8 protein-coding genes are annotated in these 15,741 nt (G+C 64.9%); 6 read left to right on the top strand and 2 right to left on the bottom strand.

Annotated features, from left to right (window positions below):
• The first annotated feature begins 98 nt into the window (after positions 1 to 98).
• Together J4E00_RS12455 and J4E00_RS12450 are read left to right on the top strand one after the other, a co-directional pair.
• Complete coding sequence (locus J4E00_RS12455; RefSeq protein ID WP_208175497.1) at positions 99 to 1,850, top strand: gliding motility-associated C-terminal domain-containing protein; 1,752 nt, start codon at positions 99 to 101, stop codon at positions 1,848 to 1,850.
• A 140-nt stretch (positions 1,851 to 1,990) separates the two neighbouring features.
• A complete protein-coding gene (locus tag J4E00_RS12450) occupies positions 1,991 to 3,709 on the top strand; it encodes a gliding motility-associated C-terminal domain-containing protein (RefSeq protein ID WP_208175496.1) in 1,719 nt (572 codons plus the stop codon).
• Between the two features lie 152 nt (positions 3,710 to 3,861).
• On the opposite strand, the gene J4E00_RS12445 is transcribed toward J4E00_RS12450, so the two are convergent.
• Entirely contained in the window at positions 3,862 to 4,269 is a 408-nt protein-coding gene (locus J4E00_RS12445) for a RidA family protein (RefSeq protein ID WP_208175495.1), read from the bottom strand.
• Positions 4,270 to 4,460: 191 nt separating this feature from the next.
• Here J4E00_RS12445 and J4E00_RS12440 point away from each other — a divergent pair, with 191 nt between their 5' ends.
• The 4 genes from J4E00_RS12440 (at position 4,461) to J4E00_RS12425 (ending at position 8,939) form a co-directional block, all read left to right on the top strand.
• On the top strand, positions 4,461 to 5,279 hold the full coding sequence (locus J4E00_RS12440; RefSeq protein ID WP_208175494.1) for an energy transducer TonB: 819 nt from the start codon (positions 4,461 to 4,463) through the stop codon (positions 5,277 to 5,279).
• 192 nt (positions 5,280 to 5,471) lie between these two features.
• On the top strand, positions 5,472 to 6,974 hold the full coding sequence (locus tag J4E00_RS12435; RefSeq protein ID WP_208175493.1) for a diadenylate cyclase: 1,503 nt from the start codon (positions 5,472 to 5,474) through the stop codon (positions 6,972 to 6,974).
• 499 nt (positions 6,975 to 7,473) lie between these two features.
• Positions 7,474 to 8,355: an RNA ligase family protein gene (locus tag J4E00_RS12430; RefSeq protein ID WP_208175492.1), complete on the top strand. Its 882-nt coding sequence runs from the start codon at positions 7,474 to 7,476 to the stop codon at positions 8,353 to 8,355.
• Between the two features lie 176 nt (positions 8,356 to 8,531).
• Positions 8,532 to 8,939 carry a hypothetical protein gene (locus J4E00_RS12425; RefSeq protein WP_208175491.1) on the top strand — a complete coding sequence of 136 codons (408 nt, stop codon included), beginning with the start codon at positions 8,532 to 8,534 and terminating at the stop codon, positions 8,937 to 8,939.
• Positions 8,940 to 9,079: 140 nt separating this feature from the next.
• Here the strand turns inward: J4E00_RS12425 and J4E00_RS12420 are convergent.
• Positions 9,080 to 15,741, bottom strand: a 6,662-nt coding sequence (locus J4E00_RS12420; protein ID WP_208175490.1) for a glycine-rich protein, incomplete at its 5' end; no start/stop codon positions are given.

Genomic DNA, 15,741 nt, shown 5'->3' with positions numbered 1-15,741 from the left:
TTAAAATGTCATTAATGGACCGTTTATTGCGGGGCCTTAGCACCCCACCACCCTTTTTTTCACCCTTCTCCCCCCTCTTTTTTCACCCCGGTTCCCTAATGAGAACATTGTTTACGCGTTTTGCCCTGCTGGCTGCTTTCGGCTTGGGCATTCTTCGTCCCGCTGCGGCTCAGCAAACGGTTTATGTGCCCGCCGCCGTCACCGGCTATACCGATGATGTAATTGCCAACGGCACAGGTACCGTGGCCAGTTCTACCACCAACACCGTAGACCGGGGCATTCCCACAGTACGTTGGTGCTTTGCCAACTCTACCTTCCCCGGCCTCAGCGCAACAAACTCGCTGCCCGCTAATGGCCTGATTAATAGCATCAGCACGGTCGGCCTGACGTTTCAGATGGCTCCCGCCACGGGCAACAACTCCCTGCGCATTGACGGCGCCGGCACTGGTACGCTCACACTGACCAATCCCTTGTCCTGCAGCGAAGTGATGGTGCTGGCTACGGAAGGCAACGGCACCACCGCCGCTGATAAGACCTTCATTGTCAGCTTCACCGATGGGACCATCCAAACGTTCAACAACGTTATCGTGCCCGACTGGTTCAACGGCACCATCACACCGGCCATCAACGTGGGCAGCCGGGTGAGCTACGTGACCAATGCCATCGACCTGACCGGTAGCAACCCGCGCCTCTACGAAGTACGCCTGAGCCTGGCCGTTGGTAACTATAATAAGTCGGTGCAGAGCGTAACAGTGATCAAAACCGTTCAGGACCCCGTGCTGAACGTGATGGGCATCAGCCTGGGCTCGAACTGCCTGAGTGCCCCGGCGGCCGGCATTGCCACGGCTAACCTATTTCCGGCGGTGGTATGCCCCAACACGCCGGTGGTGCTGGCACTTTCCGGCAACGACAACTCTAGCAGCATCACATACCAGTGGCAGTCTGCGCCTGTGGGCAGCACCACCTGGACCGATATCGCGGGTGCCACCACCAACCCTTACACCATCCGGCCCACCGCGACGGCTCAGTACCGGGCCCGCGTAATTTGCCGCCTGCTGTCGAGCACCTCCACGCCTGTTACTGTCACGGTGCTGCCTACCACGGCTACGGTATCGTATACAACCTCGCCGCAGCTACCGGCCACGTTCTGCACCGCTGGCACTGCGCCGGTGGTAACGGCCACCCCCGCCGGCGGTACTTTTACCAGCACCGCTGGGCTGAGAATTGACGCCACCACGGGTACCATCGACTTGGCCACTACCACCCCTGGCACCTATACGGTGACCTATAGCGTGCCGGCCCCGGCCCCCAACAACTGCCCGGCGGTGGGCACCACTACCGTCAGCATTATCCGCACAATAGCGTCGCTCACGTATCCCGAAACTACGTTCTGCCGCACAGGCAACAGCGGAGCTCCGGCATTTGGTCCAACAGGGGGCACCTTCAGCGCGCCGGCCGGACTGGCCATTAATACCAGCACGGGCATCATCGATTTGGCTAATTCCACGGCTGGCACTTATACCATCACCTACAACAGCGGCGGGCAGTGCGCTGCTTCGGCCACGGCTTCGGTGCTTATCAAGAGCGACGCCCTGCCTACCTTCCCGAACATCATCACCCCGAACGGGGATAAAGTGAACGATGAGCTGAAGCCGAAAGTGGCCGATGTGACCAACTACCACATCCGCGTATTCAGCCGCTGGGGCCGCAAGGTATACGACGGCACTGACCCCAACGCCGGTTGGACCGCCACCGACAGCGGCGCCGGCATGTACTACTACCAAGTGGAGTACAACGACTGCGCCGGCCGCCACCAGCTCTACAAAGGCTGGCTGGAAGTGGTGAAATAATCAAGATATGATTTGTGAGCGAGGCTACCCAGTGGGTGGCCTCGCTTTGGTTAGGCCCCTTTTGCTTGTGTCAATTCAGTTGTCGGCCCCCGGCGTGCGTCGCGAGGCTGCGCCACCCTTACTTTCCTCTCCTCCCTGTAATGACCTCACGTTTTACCCGTTTTGCTCTTTTGGTGCTGGGATTATGTGGCGCCCGGCTGGCTTCGGCCCAAACTACCTACACGCCCGTCACCGTCACTGGCTTCACCGATGATATTGTGGCCAATGGCGCGGGCACGGCCAGTTCCTCCACCACCAACCCCGCCGACCAGGGGGTGGCGGGCAACCGCTTTGCCTACATAGCCCCCAACTTTGTGAGCCCCACCAGCGGCGCGCCCACCCGGTCGCTGCCCGCCAATGGCGTCATCAGCAGTGTGATGACGCCCGGGCTCACGTTTCAGTTGGGGGCGTACACCGGCAACAATTCCTTGCGCCTCGCAGGGTCCAGTTCGGGTTCGCTAACCCTGGCCGCGCCACAATCTACTCAAAGCGTGTGGGTGGCCGGGGCCTCGGGCAATGGACAAACCCTAGGCACGCCCGTGAACATGACGGTATTTTTTACCGATGGTACCAGCCAGGCATTCGTCAACAGCGTGCCCGACTGGTTTGGGGGTACGGGCTTCGCCGTCCAGAACTTGGGCCGCGTGAACGTCGATACCGACGTGTATGACAATACGGTGGGCGAGCCCCGCATCTACCAGTTCCAGCTGCAGCTGCTGCCATCCAACTACGGCAAGCTGGTGCAGCGCATCCAGTTCGCAAAAACCCAACCAGCAGGGGCTGCTATCCTGAACATATTCAACGCCATGGCCGTGACGCTGAGCAGCAACTGCACGCTGCCAACGGGCTCTATTACGCTGGCCACCACCACTGTGTGTCCTGGCACGGCGGTACCCCTTACGGTGCAAAGCACGGGCAACCCGGGCAGCGGCTACATTGGGCAGTGGCAATCGTCGCTGAATGGCGTGACTTGGACTGATATTACCGGGGCAACTACCACTACTTATACCGCCACCCCGCAGGTGACGACGAACTACCGCTTCCGGGGCAGCTGCGGCACTACGCAAGTATTTCTGGGGCCGGTTACCATTAACGTCGTGGTACCCTCGGCTACGGTGGCGTATAATGCACCCTACTTTTGCCCAGTTGGCCAAACTGCCTCACCGGCCGCATTGCCTCTCGGAGGCGTATTTAGTGCACCCACCGGCCTGGCCCTGAATGCTGCTACGGGCATTATCGACCTGGCCAGTTCCACGGCTGGGGCCTACACGGTTACTTACACGGTCACGTCGCCCTGCCCCGTTACGGCCACTACCCAGGTCATCGTAGGGCTACCGGCCCCAACGTTCAGCTACGCCTGCCCCCCGTTCTATAAGAATGGCCCGCGCGCTACCCCCGTGCTAACGGCTGCAGCCGGCGGCACATTCACGGCCCCGGCCGGGCTGGCTATCAATGCTAATACCGGCGCGGTGGACCTGACGGCCTCCACGGTGGGCCGCTATACCATTACCTACACCACAGGCCCAGGCTGCACCAGCACCGCCGGCTTCGAAGTGGTAGATGCACTGGTTTTCCCCAACATCATCACCCCGAACGGGGATAAAGTGAACGATGAGCTGAAGCCGAACCTACCCAACGTGACGGGCTACCGCCTGCAGGTATTCAGCCGTTGGGGCCGCAAGGTGTACGATGGTACTGATGCCAACGCAGGTTGGACGGCTGCCGACAGCGGGCCGGGCATGTACTACTACCAGTTGGAGTACACGGACTGCACCGGGGGACGCAAATCCATCAAGAACTGGGTGGAAGTGGTGAAGTAGTGGTCAATTAAGAAACGCCTGTCATCCTGAGCAGCGCGAAGGACCTTATTGCGCTTCAACAGTTTGCAGTAATCATTACGCAGATACTGCGATTGTTCCGGTATGATAAGGTCCTTCGCGTTGCTTAAGATGACAGGCGTTTATATTTAGTTCTACTTCAGTTCCGCGATGCACTTCAGCTCAATGGCGATGGGCGTGGGCAGGCAGTTGATTTCGAGGGTGGTACGGCAGGGCTGGGCGGTGGCGAAGTACTCGGCGTAGAGGCGGTTGTAGACCGGGAAGTCGTCCTGCATGTTGGTCAGGAACACGGTCACGTCCACGAGGTCGTCCCACTGGGCGCCGGCTTCTTCCAGGATGTAGCGCACGTTCTGGAACACGGCATGGCACTGGCTCTCAAAGTCATAGCGCAGGATGTTGCCGTCGGCGTCCACTTCCACGCCGGGAATGGCTTTCTGGCCGCGCTGGCGCGGGCCCACCCCGGACAGGAACAGGAGGTTGCCCACGCGGCGGGTGTAGGGATAGGAGCCGACGGGCTCGGGGGCACGGCTTTCGGTGGTCATGCGAAGAAAAGGGGGATATGTAGAAATATTTCGCGCCAAAGAACGTCAACCAGAAGAGAAAGCGAAACCAGACAGGAGGCCGGCTGCCGTTCTTTGCAGTGCGCGGCGGCACTATTTTGGCCGGCGCAGCCTTGTTATTTCAAACCTCAACCATGCTGTTTTCGCCCATCTCGTCCCGTTCTGCTCTACGCATGAAACTCCCGATGCTCCTGCTGCTTGGCGGCTTTAGTTTCTTTTCCCTCAGCGCCCACGCCCAAAAGCGCAAGATGCCGGCCGCGCCCTCGGCCAATACCGTGTATGATTCGGTGGCCCAGCCGGCCGTGCCCCTGGGCGGCACCGAGCGCTACGCTCAGTTCCTGGCCAGCCACCAAAAATACCCCACCACGGCCATGCAAAAGGGCATTCAGGGCACGGTGAAGGTGAGCTTCATTGTGGAGAAAACCGGCACCGTGAACGAGGTAAAAGTGGAAAGCCCGGTATCGCCGGAGCTCGATGCCGAGGCCATTCGCCTCATCAAGAGCGGGCCGAAGTGGACGCCCGCCCGGCACCTGCGCAACCAGGTAGTGCGCCAGCGCGTGGTGGTGCCCATTTCGTTCGTGCTCTCGCCGGGCAGCACCGTCACGGTGAGCCGGCCGGGGGCCACGAACCCCATCGCCGCGCCGGCCGCCGACATTGCCGCTTCGGCCAACCCCGACAAGCCCGCCGTTATTCCGCCCGACCGCCCCACCCAGCCTGTGGGTGGCAACCAGGTGTTTTTCGACTGGATTGAGAAGAACCAGAAGTACCCCGCTCTGGCCCGCCAGCGCAAGATTCAGGGCAAGGTGATGGTTGAGTTCATCGTGCAAACCGATGGCAGCCTGACCGATGCCCGCGTGATTCGCAAGATGGGCTCGGGTCTCGACGAAGAAGCTCTGCGCCTGATAAAAGCAGCACCGAAATGGGAGCCGGCCGTGTACCAGGGCAAGCCGATAAAGCAAAAGATGGTTTTGCCTGTTCTATTCCAGCTGTAGACTACTTCGCGTCAGCTGGGCGGGCTGCCCTGGTTGAACGACCCCGCACGATGCAGTAGCCAACCGGTCAATGGCCTCCCCCATCCGGGTTGCGGCTTGAACATCCCCCTGCTCACATGGAGGGGAGTTTTCCTTTTTACCCTCCTACCCTTCCCACCCATGCTTTTTTCCTGCTCCTTGCCTATTCTTCCTATGTCTCCGCTCGTTGCTTCGCCCGCCGTCACCCAACTATGGCCCCACCAAGTGCGCTACCGTCAGGGTGCCCAGACGCTGGCCACGGAGCTGTTCGATGTGCTGGACGATGACCTGAAGCCCTTCGTACTGCTGCTGGCCCTGCCCACCGACGACAGCCTGCCCGCCCGCTGCCTGGAGCCGGAAGATTGCGGCCTGCCCGCCGAGGCATTTTCCGACGTCATGGCCCGGGGCCGGGTTATTCAGCACACTTCCTCCTGGCCCTACCCGGAGCGCGACGGCGTGACGCCCGAAATGGTGCGGCGCAAGCACCAGGGCCTGGGTATTCGGACGGCCGTGCAGGAAACCCTCGACCTACTGGATGAGCACAGCGGCCAATACCAGCACTTTGCCGGCTGGCCGGTTGAAATCAATGGCTACTTTGTGGTGACGGTGCTGCGCCTGCAACGCAAGCCGCTGCGGGCCTACCCGTCCCTGCGCCCCGCCCGCTACTACACCGACGGCAAGCCCCTGGCGCCTTCGCTGGTGCTGGCAGCCATGTACCGCTTCAACGAGGAAGGGGTGAAATCCCTGAGCGAGCCCGAGCCAGGCGCCAGCTTCATTGTGCGGCCCCGCGAGAGCGAGGAAGTGCTACGCTCAGCCGGTAAAACCTTCCTCGACACGCCCGCCCAGGCTCTGGGGCTCGACCCGTCCGTTACCAAGCTGTTTGCCACCTGCAACACCATCAGCAGCCTCCGCTACGAAGGTGCCGAAGGTGTGGGCAAGCTGCTGCTGGCCCGCCGGGGCCACCCCAACATTGAGGAAGTCTTCGCCCTCACCTGCCCCACCGAGCTCACGGACTACCGTGCTGTGCGCAAGCTACTGGAAATGACTACGCCCGACGTGCACCTGCTGGCCGACGGCGAAAACGTGTACGCCCTGGGCCGCCAGGTGGGCCACTACGACGCTGTGCGCGAGGACATGTTCGTTATCAGCTTCGTGACGCACTACGCCTGGGAATTCCAGCACGCTGGCAATGTGCTCATGCGCTCGCACTACGGCCTGCCCGGCCTGCCGCGCACCCGCCTCAGCCGGCCCGAGTTCCGCCGCGCCCTCAAGCGCACCTTTGGCGTGATGGATGCTCCCCGGGTGGAACGGCTTTGGGACGTGGTGCTCGAAGCCAGCCGGCAGAAGCACGGCACCATGCTGGTCATCACCACCGAGGCCCTGGCCGAAGCTGACCGCCTCAAGCTGCAGTGCACGCTCATCGAGCCCGTGCCGCTCACGCCGCTTATCACCCGCCTCGTCACCAGCATCGACGGGGCCGTGTTGCTCGACCCCGAGGGTTACTGCTACTCCATCGGCGTCATTCTCGATGGCCGGGCCTCGGGCCGGGGCGACAGCACCCGCGGTGCCCGCTACAACTCGGGCCTACGCTACGTGGAGAGCTCCGAGTACCCGTGCCTGGCCGTGGTAGTGAGCGAGGACGGCTTGGTAGATGTGATTACGTCGGTAAAGGAATAGGCACCTTGTGCAACGACTGCTTCTCACACGGGTTCTACGGGTTCGGCTCGGCAGCAGCTTATGCAGTTTTTGAATCGCAGTTGCAGCACCAACTAAACGGGGTTCTGCTACCTGCTAAGCAAAATGTGAGAACAGACGCCACCGGATTCTGTCAGCCCGAAGCCTATTACCACTGCGCTACCTGCCACGAAACCTGGGCCCTCGCTTCGCCTGACAACGCTTGGCGAGGGTACTTTCTACCAAAAGATGCTGCCACTGCTTACTGCGGAAAGCTTCTGCGGAAGGACCATTGGATTCGCTACTTAGCCTTGCTCCTGGCTGTAACATTAGGCGCGGCATTGCTTTGGGTATTTCGGTGAGCATGGCTGCTCTCCAAAGCAAAGGCTTTTCCGGACCGGGGCATGCGCTCTTAATATTGGCCCACATTGTTTGGGCACCAGTCACGTTAGCTTATGCGAGGCAGCGGCGGCGGGCTTAACTTCACCGCTTAGCTAATTCTATGCAGCACCCTTCCACTAGCAGTTTGGCGCGTGCCGCCGTTCACGCATTGCCCCAGCTAAACACGCTGACCAAATACCCGTCCATCCTGACACTGCACGCGCTTGGCGACCGGGGCCGGCTCACGCCAGTGCTCACCACGCCAGCCCTGTTCGACCAGTCCCTGCTGGCTACCGAAAAGATTGACGGCACCAGCGCTCGCCTGCTCGTCTTTGCGGATGGGTCCTACGTGGTCGGCTCGCGTGAGAACCTGCTCACGGTTAGCGGCGACTTGCTATTTGACCCCGCCGTGGGCATTGTGGAAGGCTTGCGGCGCACCGTGTTTCCGCAGCTGGCCGATGACCAGGGCCACCTTCCTTCTCTGGTTTACCACTCTTTGCCTGGCCAACCTGCTGCCCTCACCGTCATCTTTGGCGAGTTCTACGGCGGCAAAGTCACGGCTAGCTCCAAGCACTATGGGCCGCCGGAACAGGTTGGGTTTCGCGTGTTCGATGTGGCCGTATTTGCCGACCCGGCCCGCCTCGCCGAGCAGCTGACGGCCGACGTGCGCGACCTGTCGGCCTGGCGGGAATCGGAAACGCCGGTCGGCCTGCGCTATGGGCAACCCTTCCTGCCTGCGGCTGGCTTAGCGGCCTACCTGGCCCAGGTTGGCCTGCCAGGCGTTCCGCAGCTGGCACCTTTTTCCGCCTCCTCCGACGTGAGCCACGAGTATGTGCTCGACTGGCTGCGCCAGCACATTTCCCACACCCAGGCCCCGCTGCCGGGCCTGCCCACCCCCGGCCGGGCCGAAGGTGCCATCCTGCGTACCGCCGACCGGTCGGCCATCGTCAAGATTCGCTTCGAAGACTACGAGCGCACCCTAAACCAGCGCAGTAAAGGGTGATTACCTAGTTGTGCAGCAGTCATCGCAGCCAGGAAATCCGACCTAAGCAAATGGCCTGGGGTAGCCGGCTATAGCTGCGATTACCCGGGTTTTTCAGACTCCCGGCCGGGCATATCTCTTCGTGGTGAGGTTCTGCTTCGCTCATTATCAACCTGCCGACCCGCGGCCCGCCGCCCATGAACAACTCATTTCCTGTTTCCCTGCCCGCCACCGTGGCGCAATGCCGCCAGCAATTGCTCGACAGCCTCAAGAGCGGCGAGTACGCCTTTTTTTCGGCCGACAAGGAGGGTTACCGTACGTTGTGCTACTTCCGTGGCACCTTTCTACGGGCTGCCGTGGGCGACGAGGGCACCAGCTTGCTGCGCCTGCCCAGCGACGAGCAGCTACTCACCTACATTTGGCAGCAGAGTGGCCCCCTGCTCGAGCTGGTCGACGGCCAGCCGCAGTGGCGCTACGAGCTTAGTGCCGCCGAGCAGCTCACGCAATGGCAGCAACAACTGGCGCGGCTGCAACCCTTCAGCCCCTCGCAGCAGCAGTTTGTGGCCGGAGTGCTGGCCGAGTTTGCTGCCCTGGCCACCGCCTGACGCCCCCGGGACGGACAGGGCAACCGCCGCGCCTCGAAGGTGTCAAACGTGGCCAGGGTTGGGGTGTTGGCCTTGAGGATATCAATCTGAGTCTGCTGCTCCTTGAGCTGGAGGCGTTGCCATTCGGATAGAAGCCCGCGCTACTTGCGGGCCTGTCCGCCACCGGCTTCCAGAGCCCGTAGGCGCTCGGCGAGGCTTTCGAGGGTGGCCGTGGTCTGGGCTTTGTCGGCGGCGGCCTGTTGCTTCAGGGCTTCGTTCTCCGCCTTCAGCTCCTTAAGGGCCTCAATGAGCACGGGCGTGAGCTGGGCGTAGTTCACGGCCTTGTAGCCTTGCGCGTCGGTGCTCACCAGCTCGGGGTAGATGCGTTCCACCTCCTGGGCCAGCAGGCCCACCTGCGGGGCGCCGGCCGTGCCGCCGCGCCGGATGCCCAGCGCGTTCCACTCGTAGCGCACGCCGCGCAGGGCCAGCACCGAGGCCAGGGCACTGGCCAGCGGGCGCACATTGGTTTTGAAGCGGGCATCGGAGGCCGTGTTGAAGGCCGTGGCCTGCACGCCGCCGCTCACGCTGAATATGTTGGTGGGCTTGGTGGCCGTGCCCCCGTAGTTCAGGTTGAGGGTACCGCCGTTGCTGATGAGGCGGGTGGAGTAGTCGAGGCCCGTGTTTTCCACGAAGTCGAGGTAGGGCGACTTGCCGCTGCCGCGCAGCTCGATGCTGGGATTGCCGCTGCTGCCCCCGCCCAGCAGCACGCCCAGGGCCGTGCTGCTGCCGCTCTCGGGCCGGTCGATGTGCAGGCCGCCGGCGGGGCTGGTGCCGATGCCCACGTTGCCGCTCACCGTGGCGCTGCCCGTGATGCTGGCGCTGCCCGTGATGCTGGCGCTGCCCGTGATGCTGGCGCTGCCCGCCGTGAGCAGGCCGCTCACCGTGCTGTTGCCACTCACGTTGGCATTGCCGCTCACGTCGAGCCGGGCGCCGGGGTTGGTGTTGCCAATGCCCACGTTGCCGCCATCCTGCACGAAGAGGCGCCCCCCGGCTACGCCACTCTCGCTCAGGTTCAGCCCGCCGCCTTGCAGGCTGAAGTTATACTTATCGGCCCCGGCCGTGGTGTAGAAGCCCAGCAGCGGGCTGTTGCTGGCGGAGCCGGCCTGTACTACCAGCGGCTGGTTGAGCGTGCCCGTGGTGCCAATGCCCACGCTGCCGGTGCTGCTGATGGCCAGGCCGGTGCTGCCGCCGTTGCCCACCAGCTTGTACGTACTCAGGTTCAGGTTTTGGGTGGCGGTGTGGTTGCCCAGGTTGTCAGCCGAGCTGGGCACGGTCACGCTGCCGCCGTTGGTCAGGCTAATGATGCTGCCGCTGATGCTGAGCGCTTGGTTGTCGGCGTCAGTCACGCTGCCGCCATTGGTCAGGCTGATGGTGCTGCCGGCTTTGCTCAACTGCTGGGCATCGGCATTGACCGGAATGGCCGCCGTGGCCAGGATGCCGCTGGCATCGGCGGTTACCATGCGGGCGCCGGTGCCGGCCAGGCTCCCGAGCTTCACGGTGCTGCTGCTGCCGCTCACTTCCAGCGTAGCCGTGGGGCTGCTGGTGCCGATGCCCACGCTGCCGGTGGCGCGGTACACATCGGAGCCGCTCACGCTCCAGGTGCCGCTCACGTTGGTGCCGTCGAGGGCCGGGGCGGGCAGGGTGCCCACGGGGGTGAGGGTGATGCTACCCCCGTCGCCATCAGGCAGCACGCTATACTGCACGCTGCTGAAGCCGGAAGGCGTCACGTAGGAGCTGCCGCCCCCGCCGCCGCCCGTGCGGGCGCCGCCGCCGAAGTAGCCGCCGCCCCCCCCGCCGCCATAGTTGGTACTGCTCGCGTTGTCGCCCTGGCCGTTGGCCCCGCCCGTGGTTTGGGTGGCCCCGGCCCCGCCGAAGTAACCGCTGCCGCCCTGGCCGTCGCCGCCAATGGGAGCGCCGCCGGCCCCACCCCGGCGGGCATTCTGTGGCGTGCCGCCACCACCGCCGCCACCGGCTACCAGCACCCGGTTGGCAGGGCCAGTGCCCCCGAGGCGAATGTCGGTGGCCCCGCCGCCGGCCGCGCTACCTTGGCCGCCGCCATGGTATCCCCCGTTGCCGCCGCCATTGAACCCGCCGGCAACCGAAACGCCGGCGGTGGCGTCGGTGTATGAATTGCCGACCCCGCCCACAAACAAATTGAGCACCTGCCCGGGGGTCACGGTCATCGTGGCCTGCACGCGGGCTCCCCGGCCGCCCGGCTGGAAATACGTAAACTGCTGGTTGGCGCCCCCGGCCGCGCCCCGCGCATCGACCCGCAACTGGGTCACGCCGGCGGGCACGGTGTAGGTTTGCATGGCTCCGGTGGCGTAGAACGACCGGGCCGCGCCCGGCAGGGTGCCGTCTTCGGTGGTCGAAAAGAACTCCACCCAGGCCGTGCCGTTGTAGAAGTTGAGCCGCCCGGTGGTGAGGTTGAAGATGAGCAGGCCCGCCGTGGGGCTCAGGGCGTCACGCTGGCTCTGGGTGAGCTGCAGGATTTGCAGGTTGCTGCTGCTGACCGCTGCCGTTGGCGTGATGCTGCCGCTAGCCAGCAGGCGGATGTAGCCGTTGCCCGTCTGGTTGCCGCCCACGTAGGTGGTGGTGCTGGTGGTGCCCTGGTCGACCCAGGAGCTGCCGCCCCCGCCGCTCTGATTGCCGTAGTTGGCGGAGCCGGTGCCGCCGCCGTAGTAGCCCCCGCCGCCCCCGCCGGCGAAGTAGCTGCCGTTGGCTCCCTGGCCCAGGCTGCCGCCATTGAGGCCGCCGGCAGTTTGGGTAGCGCCCGACTGAGGCGAGCCGGTCCCGTCGCCCCCGATGGGGCCGCCACCCCCACCGGCCCCGTCCTGGGGATACCCTTGGCCGCCGCCGCCGCCGCCGGCCACCACCACCCGATTGCTCAGGTCGGTGCCCCCGCGCCGGATATCGGAGGCTCCGCCACCACTCCCGCCACCATAGGGGTTGCTGCCGCCCCCATTGTAGCCGCCTGCGGCGCCAGAGCCATAAGGGCTTTGCTGCCCGGCACCACCCACGTACAGGTTGAGCACCTCGCCGGGCGTTACCGCCAGCAGGGTTTGAACGGTAGCGCCCCGGCCGGGGCGCGACTCGTCGCTGCCCCCCTGGGCGCCGGCCACCGTGGCTTGCAGCTGGGTTACGCCGGCGGGCACGGTGTAGGTTTGCACGGCACCGGTGTAGCTGAACAGGGTGCCGCTGGCCGGGGCCAGGTCCTGACTGGAGTAGGCATCGGTCCAGCTGGTGCCGTTCCACACGTTGAGCTTGTTGGTGCCGAGGTTGTAAATCACCAGGCCCGTGGCCGGGCTGGCAATGGCATCGCGCTGGGTTTGGCTGAGGCGCGGGGGCAGAAAGCCCTTGGTGGTGCTGCTCACGTCGAGGGCGGCCGAGGCAGCGGGCGTGGTCGTGCCGATGCCCACGTTGCCACTGCCGAGCAAGGTCATGGCCGTCATGTCGGTGCCGCCGGTGGCCCCGTTGCCCAGGTTGAAGTCGAGGCGGGTCTGGCTGTTCACGCCCGTGGCGTAAGAGCCCACGGCCAGGTCGACGGTATTGGCCCATTTGGCGCCGCTGGTGCCGGGGCGGCTCAGGCGCAGCTGCCCGGCCGTGCCGGTGGTGGTGTAGGGCGCGTCGGCCCCGGCCACTTCCAGTTTCTGGCCGGGGCTGGTGGTGCCGATGCCCACGTTGCCGTTGGAGGCAATGCGCAGGCGCTCGGTGAGGGCGTTGGCCACTCCGCCGGGGGCCTTGGTCAGGAAGCTGATATGGGCGCTGGCAGCGCCGTCGTCGGTGGCCTGCAGGCGGGCCGTGCCGGGGTTGGTACCGGGGTCGTAGGTCTGCAGGTCGAGGGCTACGCCGTTGCCGGCCCCGCCGCTGGGGTTGCGCAGCAGCAGCAGGGGCTGGGCCCCCGTGCCGCCGCCCACCACGGCCAGCTTGTTGGTAGCGTTGGCCACCGTGCCGATGCCCACGTTGCCGCCCACGCTGCCGGTACCGCTCACCCGGAAGCCCCCGGTCTGGTCGGCGCTGGTCTGGTTCTGGATGAAGCCAGCTGCCCCGGCGGCAGTCGTTTGAATGGTGTTATCCGGAAAGCGGAAGCCGCCGGTGCTGCTGAATACCTGCCCCGCCACTTCCAGCTTCTGGCTGGGCGTGGTGGTGCCGATGCCCACGTTGCCGCCCACGTAGCTGTTACCGGTCACATTGGTGTTGCCTGCCACGTCGAGCCGCTGGCCGGGCGTGGTGGTGCCGATGCCTACGTTGCCGTCCGTCGTCACGCGCAGGCGCTCGGCCTCGCTGCCGGCCGCCCCGGTACTCACCAGCACGCTGCCGCCGTCGCGGCCGGCCAGTACCAGGCGCTTGCCGCCGTTGCTGCGCAGGATGGCGTCGCCGGGCTGGGCCAGGTTGGAATACTCCCCTGTGTTGGCGGCTAGGGCCAGGTTCAGCGAGCCGCTGTTGTTGCTGATGCCCACGCTGACCGGCTGGGCCGTGCCCGCGGTGGCACTCAGCTGCAGGCTGCCGTCCCTGATTTCGAGCTTCTCGGCCGGCGTGGCCGTGGTGCCGATGCCTACCCGGCCGCCCACGTAGCCGCTGCCGCTCACGCGGAATCCACCGGTCTGGTCGGCACTGGTTTGGTTTTGAATGAAGCTGGCTCCAGTGGCCGTGGTGGCGGCGGTGGTTTGCACCGTATTGTCCGGAAAGCGGAAGCCGCCGGTGCTGCTGAATACCTGCCCCGCCACTTCCAGCTTCTGGCTGGGCGTGGTGGTGCCGATGCCCACGTTGCCGCCCACGTAGCTGTTGCCGCTCACGTTGGTGTTGCCGGTTACGTCCAGCTTCTGGCTGGGCATAGCCGTTCCGATGCCCACGTTGCCGCCGTTAAGCAGCGCAAACTGGTTGACGTTGTCGGCCCCGGCTGCCGAGAGGTACACGCTGCCCGTCGTGGTGTAGAGGCCCACGTTGTTGCTGCCCGCGTTGTAGTTGCGTTTCAGGCCGTGGCCGCTGTTGCCCAGGTACAGGGCCCCGGCCGTACCATCGGTCTGGCCCACCGTCACGGCGGCCGAGGCGTCGGTGGTGCGCACGTCGAAGGTAGTAACCGGGCTGGCCGTGCCCACGCCCACCTTGCCGCTGCCGTCAACGCGCAGGCCGTTGGCATTGCCGGGGGCGTTGCTGAGCCAGTTGCCGTTTAGCCCGATGTTGGTGGTGGCCGTGTGGTTACCCAGGTTGTCGGCCCCGGCCGGAATGGCCTGCGTGCTCAGGTTGCCGCTGTTGTCGGCAGTCACCATGCGGGTGCCGGTACCGGCCAGGTTGCCCAGGCTCACCGTGCCGCCGCTGCCGATGGCCAGGCCGGTGGTGCCGCCGTTGCCCACCAGCTTGTAGGTGCTTAGGTCCAGGTTCTGGGTGGCGGTGTGGTTGCCCAGGTTGTCGGCCGTGCCGCCGCTGCCGCCACTGGGCACGGCCTGGGTGCTGACGTTGCCGCTGGCATCCGTCACCAGCATGCGGGTGCCGGTGCCGGCCAGGCTGCTGATGGTTAGGGTGCCGGTGGGGCCAATGAGCAGGCGCGGGCTCGCGCTGCCGCCCGTGTGCAGGCCCAGGCCGCTGCCCGACGAGAGGATGCGGGAAGCGTAGTCGGTGCTCAGGTCGTTCACGAAATCGAGGTAGGCCGCCCCGTTGGTGCCGCGTAGCTCAATGTTGGGGTTGCCCGAGGCCCCGCCCGACAAAAACACGCCGCTGCTGGTCGAGATGGAAGTCTTCTCGGCCGTGCTCACGTGCAGGCCCGCACCGGGGCTGGCGGTGCCGATGCCCACGTTGCCGCTGTTATCAATGCGGATGCCGTTGGCGTTGCCTCGCGCGTTGCTGAGCCAGTTGCCGTTTAGCCCGATGTTGGTGGTGGCGGTGTGGTTGCCCAGGTTGTCGGCCGTGCCGCTGCCACTGGCGGCGGTGGCCTGGGTGGTGCCGTCGGGGAAGGTGAGCACGCTGCCGGTCCCGGTGAACTTGATACCGCCGGCCACTTCCAGCTTCTGGCCGGGCGTGGTGGTGCCGATGCCCACATTGCCGCCCACGTAGCCATTGCCGCCGATGTTGAAGCTGGCCCCGCTTTGCACGCTGGTCTGGTTCTGGATAAAGTCCGTCGCACCAGGCAGGGCCACCGAGGTAATGGAACCGTCCGGGTTCACCACCACCGCCCGCTGCGGTTGCGAAAAGATAAAGGCCTGCAAGCTGTTGCCCTGGTTCACCACGTAGGCCGTGCTGCCGCTCACGGCCACGCTGACGGGGCCACTGCCCGTGCTCACGCTGCCCAGCAGCACCGGACTGGCCGGGCTGCTCACGCTGAAGGCCTGCAAACTGTTGCTGCCTGTGCTCACCACGTAGGCCGTGCTGCCACTCACGGCCACGCAGTTGGCGCCACTGCCCGTGCTCACCGTGCTCAGCAGCACCGGGCCAGCCGGGTTACTCACGTTGAACGCCTGCAAGCTGTTGCCGCTGTAGTTTGCTACGTAGGCTGTGCTGCCGCTCACGGCTACGCTGCTGGGGCTGCTGCCCGTGCTCGCGGTGCCCAGCAGCACCGGGCTGGCCGGGTTGCTCACGTCGAACACCTGCAAGCTGTTGCCGCTGTAGTTTGCTACGTAGGCCGTGCTGCCGCTCACGGCCACGCTGACGGGGCCACTGCCCGTGCTCACGCTGCTCAGCAGCACCGGGCCGGCCGGGTTGCTCACGTCGAACACCTGCAAGCTGTTGCCGCTGTAGTTTGCTACGTAGGCCGTGCTGCCGCTCACGG

The sequence above is a fragment of the Hymenobacter negativus genome, assembly GCF_017571495.1.
Classification (GTDB): Bacteria; Bacteroidota; Bacteroidia; order Cytophagales; family Hymenobacteraceae; genus Hymenobacter; species Hymenobacter negativus.
This window is presented reverse-complemented; position numbering and strand designations above follow the sequence as displayed.